The 26,541-nt window shown below is 63.5% G+C and carries 20 protein-coding genes; 9 read left to right on the top strand and 11 right to left on the bottom strand.

Features of this window, described 5'->3' with window-relative positions; genetic code table 11:
* Window positions 1–123: 123 nt before the first annotated feature.
* Complete coding sequence (locus tag BV82_RS12955) at window positions 124–927, bottom strand: hypothetical protein (RefSeq protein WP_145997602.1); 804 nt, start codon at window positions 925–927, stop codon at window positions 124–126.
* 120 nt (window positions 928–1,047) lie between these two features.
* On the opposite strand from BV82_RS12955, the gene BV82_RS12950 reads away from it, so the two are divergent.
* Window positions 1,048–1,695 carry a DUF1345 domain-containing protein gene (locus BV82_RS12950; protein WP_036995830.1) on the top strand — a complete coding sequence of 216 codons (648 nt, stop codon included), beginning with the start codon at window positions 1,048–1,050 and terminating at the stop codon, window positions 1,693–1,695.
* On the opposite strand, the gene BV82_RS12945 is transcribed toward BV82_RS12950, so the two are convergent.
* Window positions 1,621–2,877 (bottom strand): pyridoxal phosphate-dependent aminotransferase, encoded by a 1,257-nt coding sequence (locus BV82_RS12945; RefSeq protein ID WP_010222022.1) that lies wholly within the window; start codon window positions 2,875–2,877, stop codon window positions 1,621–1,623. The two genes, BV82_RS12950 and BV82_RS12945, sit on opposite strands and share 75 nt — an antisense overlap.
* 308 nt (window positions 2,878–3,185) lie before the next feature.
* Between BV82_RS12945 and BV82_RS12940 the strand changes: the two genes are divergently transcribed.
* Entirely contained in the window at window positions 3,186–3,446 is a 261-nt protein-coding gene (locus BV82_RS12940) for a DUF1652 domain-containing protein (RefSeq protein ID WP_010222021.1), read from the top strand.
* Here BV82_RS12940 and BV82_RS12935 read toward each other — a convergent pair whose 3' ends face one another.
* The 9 genes from BV82_RS12935 to BV82_RS12895 form a co-directional block, all read right to left on the bottom strand.
* On the bottom strand, window positions 3,447–5,531 hold the full coding sequence (locus BV82_RS12935) for a putative bifunctional diguanylate cyclase/phosphodiesterase (RefSeq protein WP_036995832.1): 2,085 nt from the start codon (window positions 5,529–5,531) through the stop codon (window positions 3,447–3,449).
* 286 nt (window positions 5,532–5,817) lie between these two features.
* A complete protein-coding gene (locus BV82_RS12930) occupies window positions 5,818–7,308 on the bottom strand; it encodes an efflux transporter outer membrane subunit (protein WP_036995834.1) in 1,491 nt (496 codons plus the stop codon).
* Entirely contained in the window at window positions 7,305–10,412 is a 3,108-nt protein-coding gene (locus BV82_RS12925) for an efflux RND transporter permease subunit (protein WP_036995836.1), read from the bottom strand. The genes BV82_RS12930 and BV82_RS12925 overlap by 4 nt, the downstream gene beginning before the upstream one ends.
* Window positions 10,413–10,530: 118 nt before the next feature.
* Window positions 10,531–13,626 carry an MdtB/MuxB family multidrug efflux RND transporter permease subunit gene (locus BV82_RS12920; RefSeq protein ID WP_010222017.1) on the bottom strand — a complete coding sequence of 1,032 codons (3,096 nt, stop codon included), beginning with the start codon at window positions 13,624–13,626 and terminating at the stop codon, window positions 10,531–10,533.
* The gene (locus tag BV82_RS12915; RefSeq protein ID WP_036995838.1) at window positions 13,623–14,906 is read right to left on the bottom strand and encodes an MdtA/MuxA family multidrug efflux RND transporter periplasmic adaptor subunit; all 1,284 of its coding nucleotides are present in this window, start codon (window positions 14,904–14,906) and stop codon (window positions 13,623–13,625) included. Before BV82_RS12915 ends, BV82_RS12920 begins: the two co-directional genes overlap by 4 nt.
* Before the next feature lie 253 nt (window positions 14,907–15,159).
* A complete protein-coding gene (gene tpx / locus BV82_RS12910; protein WP_010222015.1) occupies window positions 15,160–15,660 on the bottom strand; it encodes a thiol peroxidase in 501 nt (166 codons plus the stop codon).
* A gap of 160 nt (window positions 15,661–15,820) precedes the next feature.
* Window positions 15,821–17,098, bottom strand: a complete 1,278-nt coding sequence (locus BV82_RS12905; RefSeq protein ID WP_036995839.1) for a serine/threonine transporter — start codon at window positions 17,096–17,098, stop codon at window positions 15,821–15,823.
* 221 nt (window positions 17,099–17,319) lie between these two features.
* Window positions 17,320–18,513 (bottom strand): amino acid aminotransferase, encoded by a 1,194-nt coding sequence (locus tag BV82_RS12900; RefSeq protein WP_010222013.1) that lies wholly within the window; start codon window positions 18,511–18,513, stop codon window positions 17,320–17,322.
* Between the two features lie 198 nt (window positions 18,514–18,711).
* A complete protein-coding gene (locus tag BV82_RS12895; protein WP_036995840.1) occupies window positions 18,712–19,737 on the bottom strand; it encodes an Ldh family oxidoreductase in 1,026 nt (341 codons plus the stop codon).
* Between the two features lie 150 nt (window positions 19,738–19,887).
* Here BV82_RS12895 and BV82_RS12890 point away from each other — a divergent pair, with 150 nt between their 5' ends.
* The 7 genes from BV82_RS12890 to BV82_RS12860 all read left to right on the top strand — a co-directional run bounded on the left by BV82_RS12890 (window position 19,888) and on the right by BV82_RS12860 (window position 26,505).
* A complete protein-coding gene (locus BV82_RS12890) occupies window positions 19,888–20,757 on the top strand; it encodes a MurR/RpiR family transcriptional regulator (RefSeq protein WP_010222011.1) in 870 nt (289 codons plus the stop codon).
* A gap of 31 nt (window positions 20,758–20,788) precedes the next feature.
* The gene (locus BV82_RS12885) at window positions 20,789–21,547 is read left to right on the top strand and encodes a transporter substrate-binding domain-containing protein (protein ID WP_010222010.1); all 759 of its coding nucleotides are present in this window, start codon (window positions 20,789–20,791) and stop codon (window positions 21,545–21,547) included.
* Window positions 21,548–21,651: 104 nt separating this feature from the next.
* Window positions 21,652–22,371 (top strand): ABC transporter permease, encoded by a 720-nt coding sequence (locus BV82_RS12880; RefSeq protein ID WP_010222009.1) that lies wholly within the window; start codon window positions 21,652–21,654, stop codon window positions 22,369–22,371.
* Window positions 22,368–23,078, top strand: a complete 711-nt coding sequence (locus tag BV82_RS12875; protein WP_010222008.1) for an ABC transporter permease — start codon at window positions 22,368–22,370, stop codon at window positions 23,076–23,078. The genes BV82_RS12880 and BV82_RS12875 overlap by 4 nt, the downstream gene beginning before the upstream one ends.
* A gap of 25 nt (window positions 23,079–23,103) precedes the next feature.
* On the top strand, window positions 23,104–24,345 hold the full coding sequence (locus BV82_RS12870) for an NAD(P)/FAD-dependent oxidoreductase (protein ID WP_036995842.1): 1,242 nt from the start codon (window positions 23,104–23,106) through the stop codon (window positions 24,343–24,345).
* 18 nt (window positions 24,346–24,363) lie between these two features.
* Complete coding sequence (locus BV82_RS12865; RefSeq protein WP_036995844.1) at window positions 24,364–25,152, top strand: amino acid ABC transporter ATP-binding protein; 789 nt, start codon at window positions 24,364–24,366, stop codon at window positions 25,150–25,152.
* Between the two features lie 198 nt (window positions 25,153–25,350).
* The gene (locus tag BV82_RS12860; protein ID WP_036995845.1) at window positions 25,351–26,505 is read left to right on the top strand and encodes an acetyltransferase domain-containing protein; all 1,155 of its coding nucleotides are present in this window, start codon (window positions 25,351–25,353) and stop codon (window positions 26,503–26,505) included.
* The last annotated feature ends 36 nt before the right edge of the window (window positions 26,506–26,541 follow it).

Raw genomic sequence — 26,541 nt, 5'->3', positions numbered from 1 at the left:
CGTGACAGCGCCGCGGCCACTGACCTGCATCACGATCAGGTCTTTGATTGGCAAGTCTTTTTGGCCACGGCAAGAATCCCGATAGTACCTCATCGACGCCCTTGGAATCGATTGAGGGCAATTTCATGGCACCGGCTCATCCAGGTACAACTGCACGGTCTCCGGGGTCAGCGACAGGACTTCATGGGTCAAGCCGTCGTAATCGGTCTCGCCCCGCTCCAGGTAGCCATCGCGGCGCTTGACGATGTACGGCACATAGCCGCGCGGTTTACCGGTGTCGGTATCGATCATCTGCAGACGCTTGCCGTACAGCGGCACAGGCTCGATCTGCGGTACCAGGGGCGGACGACCGGCATCCACCTGGTAGGGAACCCACTCCGGCAGCCGGTCGCGGTGCTTGGCCACTTCGCTGAGCACCTGGGCGACCGGCAGTTGCATGGTTTTCGAGTAGTAGGCGTTGTAGGGGAAGGCGGTGATGCTCAGCTTGCAGGGGATGCTGGTCTTGCCCGCCAGCAGGCGATGGATTGCCGGCTTGAGCAGCGCCGTCTCGGTGCTGCGGTCCGGGGTGGTCTTGTTGAAACGTGCCCAGACCACATAGTTGTAGCCCCGGACTTCGGAGATGCCCTCGAAGTCCACCCCGCCGCCCAGGTTGTAGATCATGGCATGACCGACGGTGAAGTCCTGGTCGTCATCCAGGGCGCACTTGAGCCACTCACCGATCTGCCCGTCGCCGGTGTGCCGTTTGAACAGGCTGACAATCTCTTCATCGCTGCGAAAGCGCAGATAGTAGGAGCCGTCGTGATAGGTGAACGAACTGAATTCCAGCGGCATCGATTCGATGCCATGGCTGCAACCGCCGAGCGACAGGGCAGCGCCCAGGGCGCAAGCGGCCAGGCGTAGAGAGGGGGCAAACAAAGGCGGCGTCATCCATGAGCATACAAGGCGCGCAAGAATGCCCAAGGCCACGCCTGCCAGCAAGCATTTCCGTGTCCGGTGGCCGAGGCGATGGGCTACAGTTGCCCAGATACCCTCCCGACCTGAGGCCCCATGGCTTTCCATCGACTGACCCGCACCCACCCGCGCCTGAGTTTTTCTGCCGTTGTCGGCAGCCTGAGCGGCTGGCTGATCCCGGCCGATGGCCTGGTTCAGCACATCCTCACCGGCTGGAACATCGGGGTCTGGCTGTACCTGCTGCTGGTGCTGTGGCTGACGCTGCGCGCAAGCCCCGAGAAGGTGCGCGAAGTGGCCTGCATCGAGGATGAAAACGCGGGGCTGGTGCTGTTCACCGTCAGCATCGCGGCAATCGCCAGCCTCGCCGCAGTGACCCTGCAACTGGCCGCCAGCCGTGGTCTTGTCGGCGGCTCGCAGATGCTGCACTACGTTTATACCGGCTTCACCGTCGCCGGCTCCTGGCTGATGATCGGCATGATTTTCAGCCTGCACTACGCCAGGCTGTTCTACACCGCCGGCAGCAAGGAGCCGCTACTGCGCTTTGCCGATGGCGAGCTGAACCCCGATTACTGGGATTTTCATTACTTCTCCTTCACCCTCAACGTCGCCGTGCAAACCTCGGACGTGGGCGTGGCCGACCGGCAGATGCGCCGCATCGTCCTGGCCCATTCACTGGTAGGTTTTGTTTTCAACACCGCGATTCTGGGTTTTACCATCAATATTGCCGCCGGCCTGCTGAACTGACGGCACGCCTTCGAGCACCTCGGCGGCGCAGCGGGCAATGCGCTGGCAGGCCTGCTCCAGGCGCTCGCTGTCGAGCACCAGGCCAAAACGCAGGTGCCCGGCGGCGCTGGGGCCGAAGGCATCGCCGGCCAGCACCGATACCCCATGTTCCTCCAGCAGGCGCTCGGCAAAAGCCTGGGCACCCATGCCGGTCTCGCGGATATCGACCATCACGAACATGCCGCCATCGGGCTTGTGCACGCGGATGCCCGGGCAGCCTTCAAGGCTGGCACAGACCCGGTCACGCCGCTCACGGTAGGTGTCGCGCATTTGCCGCACCTCGGGCAGGTCTTGCTCAAGGGCCACCTGGGCGGCGTTCTGGATAAAGTCCGGCAGGCCATAGAGCATGCACAGGGCCAGGTTACTCAAGTGCTCGGTCAACAGCTGCGGGCCGATTACCCAACCGACCCGCCAACCGGACATGGCATGAGACTTGGACAGGCTGTTGATGGTCGCGCTGCGCTCGGCCATGCCCGGCAGGCTGGCCGGGCTGAAATGCTTGCCCTCAAACAGCAGCTCGCTGTAGACCTCATCGGAGATCAGCCACAAGTCATGTTTGATGCACAGGTGCGCCAGGCGCTGCCAGGTGGCCTTGGGCAGGCTGGCGCCGGAGGGGTTGTGCGGGCTGTTGAGCAGCAAGGCGCGCGTGCGCGGGGTAATCAGCCGAGCGACATCATCGGCGTCGACCCGAAAGCCCTGCTCCGGGCGCACCGGCACCGGTACCACCCTGGCTGCGCAGGCGCCAAACACCGCCTCGTAGGTCACGTACATGGGCTCGGCGACGATCACCTCATCGCCCGGGTCGAACAGGCACTGGGCCACGCCATACAGCGCACATTGCGCCCCGGCCAGCACCACCACTTCCAGCGGGTCGACCGGCTGCCCGCTATGTCGGGTGTGGTGAGCGGCAATGGCACTGCGCAAGGCTTCGCTGCCGCGCACATCGGAATAATGGGTATGGCCGGCGCGCAGGCTGTCGATGGCGGCATCGACAATCGGCTGAGGGGTATCGAAATCCGGGTCGCCAATCGACAGCAGGATGATGTCCCGGCCCTGGCCTTGCAGTTCGACGGCACGGTAGTGGATGTTCCAGGCTGCAGCACCGTCACCGGCGATACGTTGGGTGAGCGCGGAATAACGCATGGACGGTCTCCTTGACTGAACCCGGACGCGCCATTGGTCTGAAACTCCCTGGCAAGCATCCCAGCCGACTGCCGGTAAAAATAGCAGAACAGCGCGACAGCACGCGGTGAAATATTGCCGGCAAACGTTTGCCGGGAAAGGGAAAGTGTCCGCCCTGCCCTCCAGTGAGCGTGACCTGGGTCAAACAATCGGAAAACCGTCATGATCGGCGCCGGACACTGGCGCCAGTGATGCTATGTTTAGGTTTCCCGTCGGGTCCCACCGACCCGCCCACTCTTGCGTGAGGTTCACCGTACACGGAGGCCGGCATGAACAAGCTGACGTTCCCCAACGCCTGCCAGATGATGCGCTGGCATTTTCATCCGCTGGGCTTCGAGGCCAGCATGGACGCCCCGCGCAGCATGGTGGCGCGCCTGTTCGACCGGGCCACCGGCGAAACCTTGCTGGCGGTTGCCGGCATTCCCTGTGCCACGCTGATGCCTGCGGCTGACGTCGAACGCATCATCGAGGCGGTGGAGGCGGAACTCGACGCCTTCCAGACCTCCTGCAACCTGCGCGCCGCCGGCTGATCAGCTGGCGGCCAGGGGCTCGCGCCCTCGCTCGATATCGGCAATGAAGCGCTCGGCCGGCTGTGGCTGGCCGAGCAGATACCCTTGCAACGAGTCACACCCCAGCCGGGTCAGGAAACTCTGCTGGCGATCGGTCTCGACCCCTTCGGCAACAATCCGCAAGCCCAATGCCTGGCCCAGGGCGACGATTGCCGAGACGATGGCGGCATCGTCGCTGTCCTGCTCCAGGTCGCGAACAAAGCCTCGGTCGATCTTCAGCTCGTTGGCCGGCAGGCGCTTGAGGTACATCAGGCTCGAATAGCCGGTACCAAAGTCGTCAATGGACAGGTCCACGCCCATGTCCGATAGCCGCTGCAGCACCTGCATGCTGGCATCGGCGTCGCGCATGGCGGTGGTTTCGGTGATTTCCAGGGTCAGGCTGTTGGCCGGCAACTGATGCCGCGCCAGCACCTTGGCCACACTCTCGACCAGCCCTGTGTGACAGAACTGGATGGCCGAGAGGTTCACCGCGATGCGCCAGTTGCTGTGGCCTTGATCGATCCAGATGCGCATCTGCCGGCAGGCCTCGTCCAGCACCCATTCGCCGATCGGGATGATCAGCCCGGTCTTCTCCGCCTGGACGATAAAGCGGTCCGGCAGCATCAGGCCATGCTGCGGGTGCTCCCAGCGCAGCAGTGCCTCGGCGCCGATCGGCTGGCAGTTGTGGGCATCGAACTTGGGCTGGTAATACAGGCAGAACTGCCCCTGCTCCAGGGCCACGCGCAAATCCTGCAGCAGTTGCAGTTGCAGGCGCGCGTTGCTGTTCATCGACACGTCGAAGAAGCTGTAGCCGTTCTTGCCGGCGCTCTTGGCGTGGTACATGGCCGCGTCGGCGTTGCGCAGCAGCTCATGCTGGTCGATGCCATTGCCCGGGTACAGGACGATACCGATGCTCGCCGAAATCTGCAGGCTCTGCTCGGCGACGCGAAAGCTGCGCGAAATCAGGTTGACCTGCTTGGCCGCCACACCCACGGCGTCATCGGCTTCCTGCAAGTCGACCAGCAGCACGAACTCATCGCCGCCGATTCGCGCCAGGGTATCCTGGCTGTGCAGATGGCCGCGCAGGCGCAGGGCGACTTCCTTGAGCAACTGGTCGCCCATATGGTGGCCGAAGGCGTCGTTGACCGGCTTGAAGCCGTCCAGGTCGATGAACATCAGGGCGAAACAACCACCCTGCTCGGCCACCTTGCTGATCGCCTGCTCGATACGGTCGGCCAGCAGCGTACGGTTCGGCAGGCCGGTGAGCGTGTCATGCAGGGCCAGTTGGGTCAGTTCCTGGTTGGCCAGGGTCAGCGAGCGCGCAAGTTCGGCTGTACGGGCTTCCAGGCGGGCATCCAGTACCGAGGTCAGCAAGGCTGCGGCCAGCACCGCCAGGGTAGTGATCAGCACCAGGTAATCCAGGCCGTTGCCACTCAGGCCCTTGCCCAGCGCTGCGCAGTAGCTGCCTTCAGGGAAGTTCGCCGCGGCCATGCCGGTGTAATGCATGCCGACGATCGCCATGCCCATGATGATCGCCGCGCCGCCACGAATCTGCCGCACGTACAGGGTTTGCTGGCGCAGGCGGAAGGCGATCCACAACGCTGCCGCCGAAGCACCGACTGCAATCAGCAACGAGGCGCTGAACAGCGTGGGGTCGTAGTCGATGCCCGGCGCCATGCGCAGCGCCGCCATCCCGGTGTAGTGCATGCTGCTGATGCCGCTGCCCATGATCAGCGCACCGAACCCCAGTTGCAGCCAGGGCAAGGTCGGCTGGCTGACCAGCCACAGGGCAAAGCCCGACGACAGCCCGGCGATCAGCAGCGACAACAGGGTCAGGGTAATGTCATAGCCCAGCTCGATCGGCAGGCTCAGGGCGAGCATGCCGATAAAGTGCATCGACCAGATTCCGGTCCCCATGGCCAGGGCCCCGCCGCAGATCCACAGGTACACCGCACGGCCCTTGGCGGTGGTGATCCGGCCGGTCAGGTCCAGGGCGGTATACGAAGCAAGGATGGCCACACACAGCGAAATCAATACCAGCGAAGAGGAATAACTACCGATCAGCATGAGGCCTTCCACAACCCGTAGGCCGGGCACTGGCAAGGCCCGGGTAAAAGCCGATGATTGTACTCAACCTTTGGCGAAACGCACGGAGTTTTCGGTGGAAGATGGCAATAGCGAATCATCGCCATCTCAGGCAATTTCTAGAATATAAACTCCATATAAAACAATGTCTTAATAGATATAGTTAAAGTCATATAACGATAAACAGTGCAATCTGCACCGGAGGCTTCTAATCCGAATAGATAACCTTAACAAAGCTATCTATCCACTTGTTTTATAACACTTTATATCAATCACTTTGTTCAGAAAACGCTGCCTGTGAGTCCCACCCACCGCCCAACGCCGCGATCAACTGCACGCTGGCCACCAGCCGTCCCTGCAGCAGGTTGAGCACGCTGCGCTCGTTGCTCAGGGCGGTGGTCTGCACGTTGACCACGTCCAGGTAGGCAATCAGCCCGGCCTTGTACTGGTTGTTGGTCAGGCGCAGGGATTCGCGGGCCGAGGCCAGGGCTTCGCTGCGCACCCGCGCTTCGTCCTCAAAGACCTTGAGCTGCACCAGGTAGTTTTCCACTTCCTTGAAGCCGTCGAGCACAGTCTGGCGGTACTGGGCCACGGTCTGGTCGTAGACCGCTTCGCTGCGATCGACTTCGGCGGCGCGCTGGCCGCCGTCAAACAGGGTCATGGCCAGTTGCGGGCCGACCGACCAGAAGCGGTTCGGCAGGCTGATCCAGTCGCTGAAACTGCTGCTGCTGTAGCCGCCGCTCATGCTCAGGGTCAGGTCCGGAAAGTAGGCGGCGCGGGCCACGCCGATGCTGGTGTTGGCCGACATCACGTTGCGCTCGGCCTTGGCGATGTCCGGGCGGCGCTCAAGCAACTGCGAGGGCAAGGCCACTGGCACCTGCGGCAGCACCGGGATGGCCTTGCTGTCGGCCAGGGCGAACTCGGCCGGCGCCTTGCCCAGCAGCACGGCGATGGCGTTTTCCAGTTGCGCGCGCTGCCACACCAGGTCGATCAGGTCGGCCTGGGTGCTTTTCAGCTGGGTCTGCGCCTGGGCTACCGCGTCCTTGCCCGAGACCCCGGCACGGTACTGGTTCTCGGTCATCTTCAGCGAACGCTCGTAAGCCTCGACCGTCGCCTCGAGCAGGCGTTTCTGCTCGTCGATCACCCGCAACTGCAGGTAATTCTGCACCAGCTCCGATTGCAGGCTCAGGCGGATCGCCGCCATGTCGGCGAGGCTGGCCTCGGCGCTGGCCTGGTTGGCGGCCAGGCCGTCACGCAGCTTGCCCCACAGGTCGGCTTCCCAGCTCACCCCCAACTGGGTGCTGTAGGTGTTGCGGATGCCGCTGCTGTTATTGCTCAGGCTCGAGCTTGAGCTGCCGGTGCCCTGGCTGGAGCGGGTCTTGCCGGCCGACAGGTCGAGGCTTGGGAACAGTGCGCCACGGGCGCTGCGCACCAGGGCCTGGGCCTGACGGTACTGGGCGGCATATTGGGCGACGGTCTGGTTGCTGGCATTGAGCTGCTCGACCAGGCCATTGAGCTGGGCATCGCCGTACAACTCCCACCAGGCACCGCGGGCGATGGCGTCCGAGGGGTTGGCTTGGGTCCAGCCTTCGGCGTGCTTGAACGCTACCGGCGCCGGGGTTTCCGGCCGGTGGTAGTCCGGGCTCAGGGTGCAGGCGCTGAGCATTGCCAGGCTCAGCGCGCAGGCCAGCAGGCGCGAGCCGCGGGCGGCCAGCAACGGCTGCAGCGAACGGTCGGAAAGAAACGGACGTCGGGTCATAGCGGGGTTTCCAAAGCAGCATCGGTACGCACGCCGCGCCAGTGGTTGAAGCGATGGCGCAGGCGGTCCAGATAGAGGTAGACCACCGGGGTGGTGTAAAGCGTGAGGATCTGGCTGAAGACCAGCCCGCCGATGATGGTCAGGCCCAGCGGTTGACGCATCTCGGCGCCCTCGGCATGGCTGAGCAGCAGCGGCAAGGCGCCAAGGATGGCCGCCAGGGTGGTCATCAGGATCGGCCGCAGACGCAGCAGGCAGGCGCGGCGGATCGATGCCTCCGGGCTCAGCTGCTCATGGCGCTCCAGCTGCAGGGCCAGGTCGATCATCATGATTGCGTTCTTTTTCACCACGCCGATCAGCAGGAACAGCCCGAGCAGGGAAATCAGACTGAACTCGCTGCCGACCACGTAGAGCGTGAGCAAGGCCCCTACCCCGGCCGATGGCAAGGTCGAGAGGATGGTCAGGGGGTGAATGTAGCTTTCGTAGAGAATGCCCAGCACCAGGTATACCGCCAGCAAGGCACCGAGAATCATGAACGGCTGGCCCTTCTGACTTTCGGCGAAGGCGTCACCGGTGCCGCCGAGCTTGGCGATCACGTCCTCGGGCAGGCCGACCTTGGCCACCGCCCGCTCGACCGCGGCCATGGCCTGGTCCTGGCTGTAGCCTTCGGCGATGTCGAAGTTGATGCTCTCGGAGGCGAACTGGCCCTCGTGGCTGACGCGGTCGTCGGCCAGGCTGTTCTCGTAATGGGCGAAGGTGGCCAGCGGCACCCGGGTGCCGTCGGCGGTAATCACCTGCACCTGCTCCAGGGTCCGCGGGTCCTGGGCGTACTTGGGGTTGATCTCCATCACCACCTGGTACTGGTTGAGGCTGTCGTAGATGGTCGAGATCTGCCGCTGGCTGTAGGCGTTGTTGAGCACCGAGGTGACCATGCTCATGTCGATGCCCAGGCGCTTGGCCTGTTCGCGGTCGACCACCAGGGTGATCTGCTGGGTACCGCCGCCCTCGCGGGCGTCGATGGCGGTCAGCTCCGGCAGGGCCTTGAACGCAGCGACCACCTTCGGGTACCACTCACGCAGGGCCGACAGCTCGCTGCTTTGCAGGGTGTAGAGGAACTGCGAGCTGCTCTGGTCGCGGCCACCGCCGAACTGCAGGTCCTGGTCGGCCATCAGGAACAGCCGTCCGCCGGGCACCTTGGGCAGCTCTTTGCGCAGGCGCTCGATGATCTTCTGCGCCGACACCTTGCGCTCGCCGATCGGCTTGAGGCGCACCAGCACCATGGCGTTGTTGGTGCCGCTGTTGCCGCCGATGAAGCCGGCCACGCTTTGCACCGCAGGGTCGGCGAGCAAGGCGCGGCGGTAGATTTCCATCTTCGGCTGCATCACCTGGAACGACAGGCCGTCGTCACCACGGACAAAGCCTATCAACTGGCCGGTGTCCTGCTGCGGCAGGAAGGTCTTGGGCACCATCACATACAGGGCGATGTTGACCGCGATGGTCACCAACAGGCTCAGCAGGGTCAGGCGCCGATGGCGCATGACCCAGTCCAGGCTGCGCCCATAACCGGCCATCATGCGTTGGTTGAGCTGCTCGCTCCAGCGTTGCAGGCGGGTCTGCTCGCCCTCCGGCTGGGCCTTGAGCCAGCGCGCGCAGAGCATCGGCGTGAGGGTCAGGGACACCAGCAACGACACCAGGATCGCCACCGCCAGGGTGATGGAGAATTCGCGAAACAGCGAACCGACGATGCCGCCCATGAACAGGATCGAGACAAACACCACCACCAGCGACAGGTTCATCGACAGCAGGGTGAAGCCGACTTCCTTGGAGCCCAGGTACGCGGCGCGCATCGGCGGCACGCCCTCGTCGATATGCCGGGAGATGTTCTCCAGCACCACGATGGCATCGTCGACCACCAGGCCCGTGGCGAGGATCAGGGCCATCAGCGACAGGTTGTTCAGCGAGAAGCCGCACAAGTACATGACCGCGAAGGTGCCAACCAGCGACACCGGCACCGCCAGGGTCGGGATCAGCGAGGCGCGCAGGTTGCCAAGGAACAGGAACACCACCAGGATCACCAGCACCACGGCGATGATCAGGGTGTGCTCGGCTTCCTTGAGGGTCGCCTTGATCACCGGCGAGCGGTCCATGGCCACGTCCAGCTTGACGCTGGCGGGCATCAGCGACTCCAGGGCCGGCAGTTGCTCCTTGATCCTGTTCACGGTCTCGATGATATTGGCGCCGGTCTGGCGGTTGATCACCAGCAACACCGCGTCCTGGTCATTGAAAAAGCCGCTGTTGTAGCGGTTCTCCACCGCGTCGCTGACCTTGGCCACATGGCTCAGGCGCAGCACCGCGCCGTCCTGGTAGCGAATCACCAGGGGTTCGTAGTCCTTGGCCTTCTCCAGTTGGTCGTTGGCCTGCACCTGCCAGTTGCGCTGGCCGTCCTCGATAAAGCCCTTGGGCCGGCGCTGGTTGGCATTGGCGATGGTCTGACGCACGTCATCGAGGGCCACGCCATACTGGTTGAGCAACTGCGGTTCGAGCTCGACGCGCACCGCTGGCAGCGAACTGCCGCCGATCTGCACCTCCCCTACCCCCGGCACCTGGGACAGGCTCTGGGACAGGATGGTCGAGGCGAGATCGTACAACTGGCCCTTTTGCAGCACGCTGGACGTCAGCGCCAGGACCATGATCGGCGCTTGCGACGGATTGTATTTCTTGTAGGTCGGCATGCTGCGCATGCCGCTGGGCAGCAGGTTGCGCGAGGCATTGATCGCCGCTTGCACTTCACGCGCCGCCGCGTCGATGTCACGGCCCTGGTCGAAGCCGAGGATCACCCGGGTCGAGCCCTGGCTAGAGCTGCTGGTCAGGGTGTTGACCCCGGAGATGGCGCCCATGGAGCGTTCCAGCGGCGTGGCCACGGTCGAGGCCATGACCTCGGGGCTGGCGCCCGGCAGGTTGGCCTGGACGACGATGACCGGGAATTCGATCTGCGGCAACGGCGCCACCGGCAACAGGCCGAAACTGACGCCACCGAGCAGCATGATTGCCAGGCTCAGCAGCATCGTCGCCACTGGGCGGGCGATGAAAGGCGCGGACAGGTTCATGGGCGGTAGCTCCAAGCTGCAAGCTTCAAGCTGCAAGCAGTTTGAGGTGACCTCTGCAACTGCGGTCCTACACCAGACCACTTGCAGCTTGTAGCTTGCAGCTTGTAGCTGGCGCCGATCACACCAAGTCTCCAGTCAGGCCACGGGAGCGAAGGCGCCTCGACAACCGATCAAAGTACAAGTAGATGACAGGCGTCGTGAACAGCGTCAGCACCTGGCTGACCAGCAGCCCACCGACCATGACCAGGCCCAGCGGCTGGCGCAGTTCGGCGCCGGAACCGGTGGCAAGCATCAGCGGGATGGCGCCGAACAGCGCCGCCAGGGTGGTCATCAGGATCGGCCGGAAGCGCAGCAGCGCCGCCTGGTAGATCGCCGCTTCAGGGGCCATGCCCTGGTTGCGCTCGGCCTCCAGGGCGAAGTCGATCATCATGATCGCGTTCTTCTTGACGATACCGATAAGCAAAATGATGCCGATGATGGCGATCATGCCCAGGTCGTTGCCGGAGAGGATCAACGCCAGCAAGGCGCCCACCGCCGCCGACGGCAGGGTCGAGAGGATGGTCACCGGGTGGATGTAGCTCTCGTACAGCACACCAAGCACGATGTACATGGTCACCACCGCCGCCAGGATCAGCAGCAAGGTGCTCGACAGCGAGGCCTGGAAGGCTTCGGCCGCGCCCTGGAAGCGGGTTTGCACGCCCACCGGCATGCCAATGTCCTGCTGCACCTGCTCGATGACCTTGACCGCTTCACCGAGGGCCACACCCTGGCCCAGGTTGAACGACATCATCACCGCCGGGAACTGACCGATATGGGCAATCGCCAGTTGCGCCTGGCGCTGCTCGATGCGCGCCAGGCTCGACAGCCGCACCTGGCCGCCGTCGCTGGCCTTGACGTGAATCTGCTCAAGCACTTGCGGGCCGATGCTCGACGCCGCCTCGGCCTGCAGCACCACGCGGTACTGGCTGGCCTGGGTGTAGATGGTCGAAATCTGCCGCTGGCCGAAGGCGTCATACAGGGCATTGGTGATGTCGGCGACGTTGATGCCCAAGCGGCTGGCGGCGTCGCGGTCGATCACCAGAAACACCTGCAGGCCTTTGTCCTGCAGGTCGCTGGCAACATCGGCAAGCTCCGGGCGCTGCTGCAGGGCATCGACCAGTTTGCCGCTCCACTGCGCCAGCAACTCGGCATCGGGCGATGACAGGCTGAACTGATACTGGGTGCGGCTGACCCGGTCCTCGATGCTCAAGTCCTGCACCGGCTGCATGAACAGGCGGATGCCGAGCAGTTTGTCGACCTGCGGCTGCAGCCGGGCAATCACCTGGGCAGCGGTAAGGTCTCGCTCGCCATGCGGCTTGAGGTTGATCAGCAGGCGGCCACTGTTGAGGGTGGCGTTGTCGCCATCGACGCCGATGTAGGACGACAGGCTCTGTACCGCCGGATCTTTGAGGATCACCGCGCTGAGCTCCTGCTGACGCTGGCTCATGGCGGTGAACGACACCGACTGCGGCGCCTCGGAAATGCCCTGGATCACCCCGGTGTCCTGCACCGGGAAGAAGCCCTTGGGCACCACCAGGTACAACAGCACGGTCAGACCCAGGGTTGCCACCGCCACCAGCAGGGTCAACGGCTGGTGCTTGAGCACCCACTGCAGGCCACGGCCATAGTAGTCAATCATCCAGTCGATCCAGGCGCCGCTGGCCCGGTAGAAACGGCCCTGCGCCTCGATCGCCGGCTCGCGTTTGAGCAAGCGTGCACACATCATCGGCGTCAGGGTCAGCGACACCACCAGGGAAATCAGGATCGCCACCGCCAGGGTAATGGCGAACTCGCGAAACAGCCGGCCGACCACGTCAGCCATGAATAGCAGCGGGATCAGCACCGCAATCAGCGAGAAGGTCAGCGAGATCAGGGTGAAGCCGATTTGCCGGGCGCCCTTGAGCGCGGCCTGCATCGGCGTCTCGCCCTCCTCGATATGCCGCGAGATGTTCTCCAGCATGACGATGGCATCGTCGACCACAAAGCCGGTGGCGATGGTCAGGGCCATCAGGGTCAGGTTGTTGATCGAAAAGCCAGCCAGGTGCATGACCGCAAAGGTGCCGATCAGCGACAGCGGCACGGCCACCGACGGAATGATGGTAGCGCTGAAGCGGCGCAGGAACACGAAAGTGACCATGACCACCAGGGCAATGGCGATCAACAGCTCGTGGCGTACGTCCTTGACCGAGGCGCGGATGGTCTGGGTGCGGTCGGTGAGCACGCTGACGTCCAGGCCCGCCGGCAGGTTGTCGGTGATCGACGGCAGCATGGCCTTGATCCGGTCGACCACTTCGATGACGTTGGCCCCGGGCTGGCGCTGGATGTTCAACAGTACCGCCTGGTTCTGGTTGGCCCAGGCGGCCAGGCGCTCGTTCTCGGCGCCGTCGACGATCTCGGCGACGTCCTTCAGGCGCAGCGGCGCACCGTTTTTGTAGGCGAGGATGAGGTTGGCGTATTCCTCGGGCGAACGCAGCTGGTCGTTGGCGTCGAGCATCGAGACCCGGGTCGGGCCGTCGAAGTTGCCTTTGGGTTGGTTGACGTTGGAGGCGCCGATCAGGGTGCGCACGTCGGCCAGGTTCAGCCCGGCCGAGGCCAGGGCGTCGGGGTTGACCTTGATTCGCACCGCCTGGCGCTGGCCACCGGCGATGCTGACCATGCCGACGCCGCCGATCTGGGCAATCTTCTGCGCCACCCGGGTGTCGACCAGGTCGTTGAGCTTGGGCAGCGGCATGGTTTTCGACGAAATCGCCAGGGTCAGCACCGGGGTGTCGGCCGGGTTGACCTTGTTGTACACCGGCGGCGCCGGCAGGTCGTTGGGCAGCAGGTTGCTGGCGGCGTTGATCGCCGCCTGGACCTGTTGCTCGGCGACGTCCATGTTCATGTCCAGGCTAAAGCGCAGGGTCAGCACCGAGGCACCGCCGGAGCTGGTCGAGGCCATCTGGGTCAGGCCGGGCATCTGCCCGAATTGACGCTCAAGGGGTGCGGTGACCGCGCTGGTCATCACCTGGGGGCTGGCGCCGGGATAAAGGGTCATGACCCGGATGGTCGGGTAATCGACCTGGGGCAATGCCGCCACTGGCAGCATCTTGTAAGCCATCAGGCCGGCCAGAACGATGGCCAGCATGCTCAGGGTGGTCGCCACCGGGCGCAGGATGAACAGCCGCGAGAGGTTCATGCGCCGGCCTTGCCCTGAGCGCCGGTCGCGGCGGAAGCGTCTTTGTTGTCCTGGCCCTGCAGGTGCTGGCCTGGGGTGACGGGAACGTCGGCGCTGTCGTTAACCACTTCGACGTCGCTGCCATCGCGCAGGCGGTCGGTGCCTTCGAGCACCACCCGCTCGCCTTTGGCCAGGCCTTCGGTGACCACGGTGAGGTCGCCGTCACTGGCACCCAGCTTGAGCTGGCGGATGCGCACCTTGTTGTCGCCTTCCATGACATAGACGAACGAGCCGTCGGTACCGAACTGGATTGCCGCCGAAGGCGCCAGCACCACGCCCTTCAAGGTGTCGGCCAGCAGCCGCACATTGACGAACTGGTTGGGGAACAGCGCTTCGTCCTGGTTCTCGAAGAAGGCCTTGAACTTCAGGGTGCCGGTGGTGGTGTCGATCTGGTTGTCGAGGCTGCGCAGTACACCAACCGCCTGCTGCTTGGCATCGCTGCGGTCCCAGGCCTCGACCGGTAATTGTGCGCCACTGCGGTAGCGCGCCAGCACCGTGTTGAGCTCCGATTCGGGCAAGGTGAAAGCCACGCTGATTGGCTGAGTCTGGGTGATGACCACCAGCGCGGTGGTGTCGTTGGCCGCCACCAGGTTGCCGACGTCGAGCTGGCGCAGCCCCAGACGGCCATTGATCGGCGCGCGGATGCGGGTGAATTCGAGGTTGAGTTTGGCGTCACCTACCGCCGCCTGGTTGGTCTTGATCGTCCCCTGGTACTGGCCGACCAGCGCCGCCTGGGTGTCCAGGGTCTGCTTGGCGATGCTGTCTTCGGCGTACAGGCCTTGATAGCGCTGCAGGTCGATCTGGGCGTTTTTCAGTTGCGCCTGGTTCTGCGCCAGGGTGCCTTCGGCCTGTTGCAGGGCGATCTGGTAGCTGCGCGGGTCGATCTCGGCCAGCAGGTCTCCGGCCTTGACCTTCTGCCCTTCCTGGAAGTTGACCTTGACCAGCTCGCCACCGACCCGGCTGCGCACGTTGACCGTGTTGGTCGCCGTCACCGTGCCCAGGGCCTTGAGGTACACCGGGAAGTCGCCAACCGTCGCCGGCTCGACCCGCACCGGCACCGGACCTGCGAACGCGCCAAAGCCCGGCCGCCCACCCTTGCCACCCGGCGCAGCAGCGGCCTTTTGCGCGACCGGCGACGGCCACAGCCACCAGCCGAGGCCAGCGACCAGCAGCAGGATCAGCAGGCCGACAAGCCAGCGACGGGAGGAACGGGAACGAGAAAGCATGGGTTGATCGACCATTGTGCGGGAAAGAATTCTTTTGAGGAGGCTGAACGATAAGCACTGAAGACGGATAAGCAAAGCGCCTTTACCGGCACTTTACTTTGAGCTTACGTAGCTAAAGTAATGAACTATAAATAAAAACGGCCTGGACGAGGGCCAGGCCGCAACAACTCTTAGCAATTATTAACAATAATCGCGTCGCCCTCGCCGCTCCTTGTGGGAGCTGGCGTTGCCAGCGATGGGCTGCGCAGCAGCCCCGGCAGGGTCGCTATTACTTCAGGACTGCCAGAGCAGCCTCATAGTTCGGCTCTTCAGCGATTTCGCCGACCAGCTCGCTGTGCAGCACCTTGTCGTTCTCGTCCAGCACCACCACGGCACGGGCAGTCAGGCCGGCCAGCGGGCCGTCGGCGATAGCTACGCCGTAGTGTTCCTTGAACTCGGCGCCGCGCAGCAGCGACAGGTTCTGCACGTTCTCCAGGCCTTCAGCGCCGCAGAAGCGCGCTTGCGCGAACGGCAGGTCAGCGGAGATGCACAGTACGACGGTGTTGTTCAGCGTGCTGGCTTGCGCGTTGAACTTGCGCACCGAAGTAGCGCAGGTCGGGGTGTCGACGCTTGGGAAGATGTTCAGCACTTTGCGCTTGCCGGCCAGGGAGGCCAGGGTCACGTCGGCCAGGCCAGCACCAACCAGGGAAAACGCAGGCGCCTTGGCGCCGACTTTCGGCAGTTCGCCTTTGACCTGAACCGGGTTGCCTTTAAGAGTCACTTGAGCCATGAACGAAGTCCTTATGCGGGGGATGAGTAAAGGACCAGAGTTAAGCATGAAAGTGCCCGTCTACCTATGGGCCGATGTTAAATTGTTGAATTGCCAGACAACTTTTGTGGACAATTTTTAGTCATTCGGGAGCCGATTGCCGGCTCCCGAATCCATAGGTTCAGTTCAGCAGCGAGTAAACCAGCGCCGAGATGGCCACCAGGCCCACGGCGACGACGAAGACGTTGGACATCTGCCCGCGGTACTTGCTCATGGCCGGCACCTTGCGGATGGCGTACATCGGCATCAGGAACAGGATCGCAGCGATCACCGGGCCACCAAGGGTCTCGATCATGCCGAGAATGCTCGGGTTGAGGGTGGCGACAATCCAGCAGATCACCAGCATGAAGGCCGCGGTCATGCGGTCCAGGGCCTTGGCGCCCGGACGCTTGCCGGTCTTGACGATCAGGCCCTTGAGGCCTTCGCTGGCACCGATGTAGTGGCCCAGGAACGACTTGGCGATGGCGATGAAGGCAATCAGCGGCGCGGCAAAGGCGATGGTCGGGTTGCTGAAGTGGTTGGCCAGGTACGACAGGATCGACAGGTTCTGTGCCTTGGCTTCGGCCAGTTGCGCCGGGGTCAAGGTCAGTACGCAGCTGAACACGAAGAACATCACCATGGCCACCATCAGCAGGTGGGCGCGGCACAGGATCTGCCCGCTGCGCTCGTCGGCGTGCACGCCATAGCGACGTTTCTGGTCAACGGCGAACGCCGAAATGATTGGCGAATGGTTGAACGAGAAGACCATCACCGGGATCGCCAGCCACAGGGTGTGCAGGAACGCCGAACCCGAAGGCACTTCAGTGGCGGTAGTGAGGATGCCGCCGCTCCAGTGCGGGATCAGGAACACCGCCAGGAACGCCAGGGCAACGATGAACGGATAGACCAGCCAGCTCATGACCTTGACCGTGGCCTGCTCGCCGCAGCGCACGATGGCCAGCAACCCGAGGATCAGCACGAAGGACAGCACCGCGCGCGGTGGCGGCTCGATGTGCAGCTGGTGTTCCATGAAACTGCCGACCGTGTTGGTCAGCGCCACGCTGTAGATCAGCAGGATCGGGAAGATGGCGAAGAAATACAGCAGCGTGATCAGGGCACCGGCGCTGAGGCCGAAATGCTCTTCGACCACGTCGGTGATGTCGGCGCCATCGCGCCCGGAGAGCACGAAGCGGGTCAGGCCGCGGTGCGCATAGTACGTCATCGGAAAAGCCAGCAGCGCCAGGACCAGCAGTGGCCAGAAGCCGCCAAGGCCGGCGTTGATCGGCAGGAACAGGGTCCCGGCGCCAATCGCCGTGCCAAACAGGCCCAGCATCCAGGTGGTGTCCTGACGGGCCCAGCTGCCGAGGGCGGCGGGGGTTGATTCAAAGCGCTGTTCAACGCTTGGGGCCTGCTCATTCATCCGGGTGCAACTCCACTCGCAAGACTGCAACAGGGCTGAGAGTGGCGAAACAGAGGCCTCGCCTCTCTCAACCATATAAAGAGGGGCGCGATTGTGCGCCGTTTGGTTGCACTTGCAAAGCCCTGGCCGAGGAGTGGTTGCACCTTGGGCTAAAAGCATCGCGGGTCAAGCCCGCTCCTACGAATGGTGTAGGAGCGGGCTTGACCCGCGATAGGTTTTGCTTACTGAACCGCAGCGAAGGCCTTGGCCACCTGCTGCAGGTTGTCCGGACGCAAGCCGGCCATGCACACCCGGCCACTGTCGATCAGGTACACACCGAACTCGTCACGCAAGCGGCGCACCTGCTCGACGCTGAAGCCGGTGTAGCTGAACATGCCGCGCTGGCGCAGGAAGAACTGGAAGTCCTGGCCCGGCAGCAGTTTGGCCAGGGCATCGACCAGGGCCTGGCGCATGTCGAGGATACGCAGGCGCATCTGCTCGACTTCCGCTTGCCATTGGGCGTTGAGCTCGGCATCACCGAGCACCGCCGCCACCAGTTGGGCACCGAAGCTTGGCGGGCTGGAGTAGTTGCGGCGCACGGTGGCCTTGAGCTGGCCGAGCACGCTTTGCGCGGTATCGGCGTCATCACAGACCACCGACAGGCCGCCAACCCGCTCGCCATACAGCGAGAAGATCTTCGAGAACGAATTGCTCACCAGGCACGGCACACCGGCACGGGCGGCTTCGCGGATGGCATAGGCGTCTTCGGCCAGGCCTTCGCCAAAGCCCTGGTAGGCGATGTCGAGGAACGGGATCAGGTTGCGCGCCTTGACCACTTCGATCACCTGTTGCCACTGCGCCTGGCTCAGGTCGACCCCGGTAGGGTTGTGACAGCACGGGTGCAGCAGGACGATGCTGTTGCTCGGCAGGCCCTGCAGGGCGCTGAGCATGCCGTCGAAATCGACGCCACGGCTGGCCTGGTCGAAGTACGGGTAGGTGTTGACCTTGAAGCCTGCGCCTTCGAAGATCGCCCGATGGTTGTCCCAGGTCGGATCGCTGACCCACACCTGCGACTCGGGGAAGTAGCGCTTGAGGAAGTCGGCACCGACTTTCAGCGCACCGGAGCCACCGACGGTCTGCACGGTGGCCACACGGCCGCTCTCGACAGCAGGATGCGCGGCGCCAAACAGCAGTGCCTGGATCGCCTGGCGGTAGCTGTTCAGACCTTCCATCGGCAGGTACATCGAGGCTTCGTGAGGCTGGGCGGCAAAGCGTTGCTCGGCCTCGCGCACCGCAGCCAGCTGTGGCACCACGCCTGCGGCATCGTAATACAGACCGATACTCAGGTTGACCTTGGCGGCACGCGGATCGGCCTTGAAGGTCTCCATCAGGGAGAGAATCGGATCGCCGGCATAGGCATCGACATGTTTGAACACAGCGCACAGCTCCTTGGGTCAGGACAATTCGGACTAAAAGCTGTGTCGAGGATACCTGTACTGTGGGCCAAGGAACATTACCCTTGGTGCAACTGATCAGTGCATGTGTGCACAGTAATCGCTGGCAAGCCAGCGCCCACAATGATCAGCTAAAACCCTGTGGGAGCTGGCTTGCCAGCGATAGCGTGCTCAAGTTCACTATTGGGCCAAACTCTGCAACTGCTCAAGTTCCGCCACTGTCAGCGTCACGCCCTGCTTTGCCGACTGTTCACGCTCGCGGAACCGGCGCTCGCCCGGCAGGCGCTGCAAGCCCACTGCCTGCATCTGCCGCACCAGGTCGCGGCTGCGTTCGGCAAAGCGATTACCCACCGACTTGGCCGGGTCGATGACGATGATCAACTGGCCGGTCCAGGGCGTTTTCGCACCCGGGTGCTGTGACCAGTCGAACTCGAACGAGAAGTTGCCGCCGGTCAGTGCCGCCGCCAGCAGCTCGACCATCATCGACAGCGCCGAGCCCTTGTGCCCTCCGAACGGCAGCAAGGCACCGCCATCGAGAATCGCTTGCGGGTCGCGGGTCGGTTGGCCCTGGTTGTCGACGCCCATGCCTTCAGGCAGCAGTTCGCCCTTGCGCGCAGCAATCTGCACATCGCCGTGGGCGATGGCGCTGGTGGCCATGTCGAAGACAATCGGGTCGCTACCGGCGCACGGTGCGGCGAAGGCAATCGGGTTGGTGCCGAACAACGGCTGCTGGGCGCCATGGGGCACCACGCAGGTCATGCTGTTGACCACGCTCAGGGCCACCAGGCCTTCATCGGCAAACGGCTCGACGTCCGGCCACAAGGCCGCGAAATGGTGCGAGTTATGGATCGCCAGCACGGCAATACCGGCGCTGCGGGCCTTTTCTACCAGCAGCGCACGGGCCGCCGCCAGGGCCGGCTGGGCAAAGCCGCCGTTGGCATCGACGCGCACAAAACCGCTGGCAACGTCTTCGACGTAGGGCACAGCCTGGCCATTGACCCAGCCACTGGCCAGGGTCGAAACATACCCGGGGATACGGAACACACCGTGGCTGTGAGCGCCATCGCGCTGGGCGCTGGCGCAGTTGAAGGCCAGGGCCTGGGCCACCGCTGCGCTGCAACCATGACCGAGGAAAATTCGCTGCAACAAGGCCTGCAGGTCGGCAAAGGCAATCTGCGCGACAGCAGTGTCGGGACGTGCGGACATCTGTAGCTCCCTTATTGGATTTGGAATGGGCGACAGCGATGGGCAATGGCCAGACTTTCCCCCAGTGACAGCAAACTGTCAAATATTGACTTGATGACAGAAAACATTCATTTTCTGTTTCAACGTGTCGCCGCCTTCGAGAGTCGCCCTGTGAGCCAACCGATCAAACAGCGCCTGGAACACAGCCTGCACAACGCCGCAGCGTCCGGGCGCAAGATCGCCAGCTACATGCTCGCCCACCTCACCGACCTGCCCTTCGAAACCTCCGCCAGCCTTGCGGCCAAAATCGGCGTCAGCGAGTCGAGTGTCGGGCGCTTCTGCCGCTCGCTGGGCTACGAGCACCTCAAGGCTCTCAAACATGACCTCAAGGACGATCTGGGTGAAGGCCCGTGGCTGGTCGGTGATCGTCTGCAAGAATTTCGCCAGCAGCACGGCAAGGATGCCGCCGGCCTTGCGCGCAGCCTTGAACAGGAAGTTGGCGCGCTGGTGCGGGTTTACGAATACAGCCGCACCCCGGCGTGGGACACCGTCAGCCAGCGTCTGGCACAGCGACGCAAGGTATTCGTCGCCGGCTTTCAGACCGAGCGCGGCATCGCCCAGTGCATGGCCCACCTGCTGCAATACCTGCGCGATGGCGTGCAGGTGGTCGATGGCAGTGCCGGGCATTTTGGCGAGGTACTGCTCAGCGCTCCGGCCGATTGCGCCCTGGTGGTGTTCGAGGCGCGCCGCTATTCCCGCCATGCCCTGACCCTGTGCCGCAAGGCGTATGCGGCAGGCATTCCGGTAACCCTGGTTACCGACACTTTTTGTGACTGGGCCGATGCCAACGCCAGTGAGGTGTTTCGCATCCCCACCGAATTCAATCTGTTCTGGGAGTCCACCGCGACGATGCTGTCGTGGGTACACCTGATGGTCAACGAGGTCTGCAAGAAGCTAGGACCGGATGTTGAAAAACGCTTGGAAGCAACTGCAGCTCTACACAACGAATTCGTTGGCTACACGTCAACGAGCAAACAATAGCAAGAGTGCAAACAACAGATCGAGGTGTGTCATGAAACCCGTTATCCGCTTCGCAGGGGCTTGCGCCCTGCTGCTCGCCGGCTCGACCATGGCCCAGGCCGAAACCCTGAAGATCGCCACCGAAGGCGCATATCCACCGTTCAACTACGTCGATTCGGATAACAAGCTGCACGGCTTCGACGTCGACATCACCCACGCCCTGTGTGAGCAGATGAAGGTCGAATGCACCCTGGTGGCCCAGGACTGGGAAGGCATCATCCCGGCCTTGATGGCGAAGAAATACGACGCGGTGGTGGCGTCGATGATCAATACCGAAGAACGGCGCAAGAAGATCGCCTTCACCAACCACTACTACAAGACCCCGTTGTCGGTGGCCGTGGCCAAGGACAGTGAAATCACCGACGCGCAAACCGACTTCAAAGGCTACACGGTCGGCGCGCAATCTTCCTCGACCCAGGCTATCTATGCCGAGGACGTCTACGGCAAGGCCGGCGCCGACGTCAAACTCTACCCGACCCTCGATGAAGCCAACGCCGACCTCGCCGCCGGGCGCCTGGACGGGGTGATTGCCGACAAGTTCCCGCTGACCGAATGGCTGGGCAAGGCCGGCAAGGACTGCTGCAAGATCCTTGGCGACGTCAACGGCACCAAGGCCGACGCCTCGATTGCCGTGCGCAAGGAAGATGAAGCCCTGCGCGAGCGCCTGAACAAGGCCCTGGACGCAATCGTCGCCAACGGTACCTACCAGAAGATCGCCAGTCGTTACTTCGACTTCGATATCTATCAGTGACTGATCGCGGGTCAAGCCCGCTCCCACAAACTCTGTGGGAGCGGGCTTGACCCGCGAAGAGGCCCTCCAAAGCACCATCACTCTTGAACCGAGAGGGTTCGCCCATGCTCGAACAACTGTCACTGCTTTCCTTCGCCAGCGGCGGCTGGGGCCAGGCATTACTGGCCGGCGCCCTGGTGACCATCTCCCTGGCCCTGGCCTGCCTGCCCATCGGCTTGCCACTGGGCCTGGGCGTGGCCCTCGCCGCGCGCTCCTCCAAGCGCTTCCCGCGCGCCGCGGCGACGGTGTTCTCCACGGTGTTCCGTGGCCTGCCGGAATTGCTCACCCTGCTGATCATCTACTACGGCTGCCAGATCGCCGCGCAGAAAATCCTCCTGGCCATGGGCTATGAAGGCGAGGTGCTGATCAACACCTTCCTGGCGGCGATGATCGCCTTCAGCCTGGTGTTCGCCGCATTCTCCAGCGAAATCTGGCTGGCCGCGTTCAAAACGGTCGCCAAAGGCCAATACGAAGCATCGGCCGCGCTGGGCCTGAGCAAGGCCACCACCTTTCGCAAGGTGGTGTTCCCGCAACTGGTGCGCATTGCCCTGCCGGGCCTGTCGAACAACTGGCTGTCGCTGCTCAAGGACACCTCGCTGGTGTCGACCATTTCCCTGGTCGACCTGATGCGCCAGACCAATCTTGCGGTCAGCGTCACCAAGGAGCCGATGTTCTTCTACGGCGTCGCCTGCCTGGGCTACCTGCTGTTCTCGGCGCTGTCGGGACGGGTGTTCACTTTCATCGAGCGGTACTTCAGCCGCCATCTGCGGGGGGCACGGACATGAGTTTCGATCAATTGCTGGCGCTGGTGCTCGACCCCGACCTGCTGGAACGCTACGGCCCGCGCTTTATCGACGGCCTGCTGGTAACCGGCAAGCTGGTGGCGCTGTCGTTCACCCTCGGCGCCCTGCTCGGCATGCTCCTGGCCCTGGCCAGGTTGTCGAACAACCTGATGCTGCAACGTCTGAGCGCTGGCTACATCTACTTCTTCCGTGGCTCGCCACTGCTGGCCCAGCTGTTCTTGCTGTACTACGGCCTGGGTTCGCTCAAGGGTTTCTGGCAGGACGTCGGCCTCTGGTGGTTCTTCCGCGACGCCTGGTACTGCACGGTCCTGGCTTTCACCCTCAACACCGCCGCTTACCAGGCGGAGATCTTCCGTGGCAGCCTGCTGGCGGTCGCTCCCGGCCAGTACGAGGCCGCCAAGGCCCTGAGCCTGAAGCGCTCGACCACGTTCTTCAAGGTAATCCTGCCGCAATCCTTGATCGTTGCCATCGGGCCGTTGGGCAACGAGTTGATCCTGATGATCAAGGCCAGCGCCATTGCCTCACTGGTGACCATCTACGACCTGATGGGGGTCACCAAGCTTGCGTTCTCGCGCAGCTTCGACTTCCAGATCTACCTGTGGGCCGCCGTGCTCTACCTGCTGATCGTCGAGATCGTGCGTCGCAGCCTGAAACACATAGAAGCCCGCCTGGGCCGCCACCTGCGCTGATTGCCTGCTTGTGAGGACCGTTCCAATGCATTGTCAAACCATCGTTCTGGGTGCCGGCATCGTCGGCGTCTGCACGGCCCTTCATTTGCAGGCACGCGGGCGCAAGGTGATCCTCATCGATCACCAAGAGCCTGGCAGCGGCACCAGCCACGGCAACGCCGGGCTGATCGAGCGCTCCAGCGTCATCCCCTATGCCTTCCCCCACGAGTTGTCGAGCCTTTTGCGCTATGGCCTGAACCGCCAGCCCGACGTGCGCTACAGCTTCACCCACCTGCCGAAGATCAGCCCATGGCTGTTCAAGTACTGGAAAAACTCTTCGCCAGCGGGCCTGGCCGTGGCCACCCAGGCCATGCTGCCGCTGGTACAGCGCTGCGTCGAAGAGCACGACGCGCTGATCGAAGCAGCGGGCCTCGGCGAGCTGGTCAAGGCCAGCGGCTGGATCGAGGTGTACCGCAATGAAGACGCCTACCAAAAAGCCGTGGCCGACGCCCATGCGCTGCAAGCCTATGGCTTGAAGTACGAAATCCTCGATCGCCAGCAACTGCACGCACGCGAAGTGGACCTCAGCGGCAACGTGGTCGGCGGCATTCACTGGCTCGACCCCAAGACCGTCAGCAACCCCGGCGGCCTGACCCGCGGCTATGCGGCGCTGTTCGTCCAGCGTGGCGGCCAGTTCATCCACGGCGACGCCCGCACCCTGCGCCAGATCGGCAGCGAGTGGCAGGTCGACAGCCGCCAGGGGCCAATCACCGCACCCGAGGCGGTGGTCGCCCTCGGGCCACAGTCGGCCGAGCTGTTCAAGCCGCTGGGTTATCGCATTCCGCTGGAGATCAAGCGCGGCTATCACATGCATTACCGCGCCCGTGACGGCGCCGAGCTCAAGCATTCGATCTGCGATGCCCAGGGCGGTTACGTGCTCGCGCCCATGGCCATGGGCATCCGCCTGACCACCGGCATCGAGTTCGCCGCCAGCACCGATGCCGCCAACCAGATCCAGCTGCAGCGCTGCGAAGCCTTGGCGCGCAAGGTCTTCCCGCTGGGTGAGCGGGTCGATGCCGAGCCCTGGCTGGGCCGCCGCCCGTGCCTGCCGGACATGCGCCCGGTGATCGGCCCGGCCGCTCGCCACAAGGGCCTGTGGTTCAACTTCGGCCATGCCCACCACGGCCTGACCCTGGGCCCGGTGACCGGACGCCTGCTGGCGGAGCTGATCACCGGCGAAACGCCATTTACCGATCCTGCGCCTTATCGCGCGGACCGCTTCAACTGATCGCGGGAGAATAACAACATGACCGCTTCACTGAGCCTTGCTACCCCAACCCCTGCCCCTCAGGCCGACCCGCGCAAGGTCGTGGTGACCATCGAGGGCCTGAACAAGCACTACGGCGCCTTCCATGTGCTACGCGACATCAACCTCAACGTGCGCGAGGGTGAGCGCATCGTCCTGTGCGGCCCTTCCGGTTCAGGCAAATCGACGCTGATCCGCTGCATCAACCGCCTGGAAATTGCCGAACAGGGCAACATCCGCGTCAACGACACCGACCTTTCCCTGACCACCCGCCAGGCCGCCGAAGTGCGCAGCGAAATCGGCATGGTGTTCCAGCACTTCAACCTGTTCCCGCACATGAGCGTGCTCGACAACTGCACCCTGGCGCCCATGAGCGTACGCGGCCTGTCGCGCAAGGAGGCCGAAGAACGCGCGCGCTTCTACCTGAACAAGGTGGGCATCGAAAGCCAGGCCGCCAAGTACCCCAGCCAACTGTCCGGCGGCCAGCAACAACGGGTAGCGATTGCCCGGGCGCTGTGCATGAAGCCGAAGATCATGCTGTTCGACGAACCGACCTCGGCGCTGGACCCGGAGATGGTCGCCGAAGTGCTGGACGTGCTGGTGAAACTGGCTGACACCGGCATGACCATGCTCTGCGTCACCCACGAGATGGGCTTTGCCCGCCAGGTGGCCGAGCGGGTGCTGTTTCTCGATGGCGGCCAGATCATTGAAGACGCCAGCCCCGAGGCGTTCTTCAACAACCCGCAGAGCGCACGGGCCAAGGGCTTCCTGGCGCAGATACTGCACTGAGGCCTTTGGGCAAGGCTTCGCCTTGCATCGCTGGCAAAGCCAGCTCCCACAAGTTCTGAGCAGTTCCCAAGGCCAGCGCCAATCCTGTGGGAGCTGGCCTTGCCGGCGATGGGCTGCGCAGCAGCCCTTGTTCATTGCCTGGCATATTGGTTATGTTATAACGCATAACTTAGCAATCCCACGCCAGCGACCTCACCCATGCCAACCGCCCCACCCGCCAACCAACGCCTGCTCTGCATCGACGCCCTGCGCGGCCTGGTCATCGTCTTCATGCTGCTCGACCATGTGCGCGAAACCTTCTTCCTGCACCGCCAGGTCAGCGACCCGATGGACGTCGCCAGCACCGACCCCTGGCTGTTTCTCAGCCGTACCCTCGCCCATTTGTGTGCGCCGGTGTTCGTCCTGCTCACCGGCCTGTCGGCCTACCTGTACGGCGAAAAGCATCAGGGCAAAGCCGCGGTCTCGGCCTTCCTGTTCAAACGTGGCCTGGTGCTGGTGTTGCTGGAATTCACCCTGGTCAGCCTGGCCTGGACCCTGGAGTTGCCGCCGAAGGTGATCTACCTGCAAGTGATCTGGGCCATCGGCCTGAGCATGATCGCCCTGGCCGGCCTGGTGTGGTTGCCGCGGCCGCTGCTGGTGGTGCTCGGTGCGCTGATCGTCGTTGGCCACAACCTGCTCGATCCGCTGCACTTCGCGCCAGGTTCAGCGCTGCACCTCCCGTGGGCCGTGCTGCATGATCGTGGCTGGATCGACCTGTCGGGCAGCCTGCGCCTGCGCACTTCCTACCCCCTACTGCCATGGATCGGCGTGATTGCCCTGGGTTATGCCATGGGCCCTTGGTTTGGCCGTGATGCCAACGCGCGGGCCCGCCAACGCAAGCTACTGCTCAGTGGCACTGGCGCCCTCGTGGGCTTCCTGCTGCTACGCCTGCTCAATGGCTACGGTGAGGCGCCGTGGCAAGTGGCGCAAACCACGCTGCGCACCCTGATGAGCTTTTTCAACATTACCAAGTACCCACCTTCGCTGCTGTTTCTGGCCCTGACCCTGGGCGTCGGCCTGTTGCTGCTGCGCAGGTTTGAGCAACTGCAAGACAGCCATGCGATCCAGGTGCTGAGCGTGTTCGGCGCCGCGCCGATGTTCTTCTACCTGCTGCATTTATATGTGCTGAAGCTGCTGTACCTGATCGCCGTCACCTGCTTTGGCCTGAACCAGGGCAGCTACTTTGGTTTCGACGGGGTCTGGGCAGTGTGGCTGACAGCAATCGTCCTGAGCGTTGCGCTCTATCGGCCGGTGCGCTGGTTCGCCGCGCTCAAGGCGCGGCGCCGCGATATCAGCTGGCTGAAGTACTTCTGAACAGGCCTGCCCCTGCCAGCAGGGGCAGGCCGGGTA

This window comes from Pseudomonas donghuensis (assembly GCF_000696345.2).
Taxonomy (GTDB): Bacteria; Pseudomonadota; Gammaproteobacteria; order Pseudomonadales; family Pseudomonadaceae; genus Aquipseudomonas; species Aquipseudomonas donghuensis.
Note: the sequence above shows the minus strand (reverse complement) of the source record. Positions and strands in the feature narration are given on the sequence as shown.

Coding starts and splice junctions, on each gene's coding strand:
- BV82_RS12955 (WP_145997602.1), bottom strand. CDS start 927: ATGACGCCGCCTTTGTTTGCCCCCTCTCTACGCCTGGCCGCTTGCGCC.
- BV82_RS12950 (WP_036995830.1), top strand. CDS start 1,048: ATGGCTTTCCATCGACTGACCCGCACCCACCCGCGCCTGAGTTTTTCT.
- BV82_RS12945 (WP_010222022.1), bottom strand. CDS start 2,877: ATGCGTTATTCCGCGCTCACCCAACGTATCGCCGGTGACGGTGCTGCA.
- BV82_RS12940 (WP_010222021.1), top strand. CDS start 3,186: ATGAACAAGCTGACGTTCCCCAACGCCTGCCAGATGATGCGCTGGCAT.
- BV82_RS12935 (WP_036995832.1), bottom strand. CDS start 5,531: ATGCTGATCGGTAGTTATTCCTCTTCGCTGGTATTGATTTCGCTGTGT.
- BV82_RS12930 (WP_036995834.1), bottom strand. CDS start 7,308: ATGACCCGACGTCCGTTTCTTTCCGACCGTTCGCTGCAGCCGTTGCTG.
- BV82_RS12925 (WP_036995836.1), bottom strand. CDS start 10,412: ATGAACCTGTCCGCGCCTTTCATCGCCCGCCCAGTGGCGACGATGCTG.
- BV82_RS12920 (WP_010222017.1), bottom strand. CDS start 13,626: ATGAACCTCTCGCGGCTGTTCATCCTGCGCCCGGTGGCGACCACCCTG.
- BV82_RS12915 (WP_036995838.1), bottom strand. CDS start 14,906: ATGGTCGATCAACCCATGCTTTCTCGTTCCCGTTCCTCCCGTCGCTGG.
- tpx (WP_010222015.1), bottom strand. CDS start 15,660: ATGGCTCAAGTGACTCTTAAAGGCAACCCGGTTCAGGTCAAAGGCGAA.
- BV82_RS12905 (WP_036995839.1), bottom strand. CDS start 17,098: ATGAATGAGCAGGCCCCAAGCGTTGAACAGCGCTTTGAATCAACCCCC.
- BV82_RS12895 (WP_036995840.1), bottom strand. CDS start 19,737: ATGTCCGCACGTCCCGACACTGCTGTCGCGCAGATTGCCTTTGCCGAC.
- BV82_RS12885 (WP_010222010.1), top strand. CDS start 20,789: ATGAAACCCGTTATCCGCTTCGCAGGGGCTTGCGCCCTGCTGCTCGCC.
- BV82_RS12880 (WP_010222009.1), top strand. CDS start 21,652: ATGCTCGAACAACTGTCACTGCTTTCCTTCGCCAGCGGCGGCTGGGGC.
- BV82_RS12875 (WP_010222008.1), top strand. CDS start 22,368: ATGAGTTTCGATCAATTGCTGGCGCTGGTGCTCGACCCCGACCTGCTG.
- BV82_RS12870 (WP_036995842.1), top strand. CDS start 23,104: ATGCATTGTCAAACCATCGTTCTGGGTGCCGGCATCGTCGGCGTCTGC.
- BV82_RS12865 (WP_036995844.1), top strand. CDS start 24,364: ATGACCGCTTCACTGAGCCTTGCTACCCCAACCCCTGCCCCTCAGGCC.
- BV82_RS12860 (WP_036995845.1), top strand. CDS start 25,351: ATGCCAACCGCCCCACCCGCCAACCAACGCCTGCTCTGCATCGACGCC.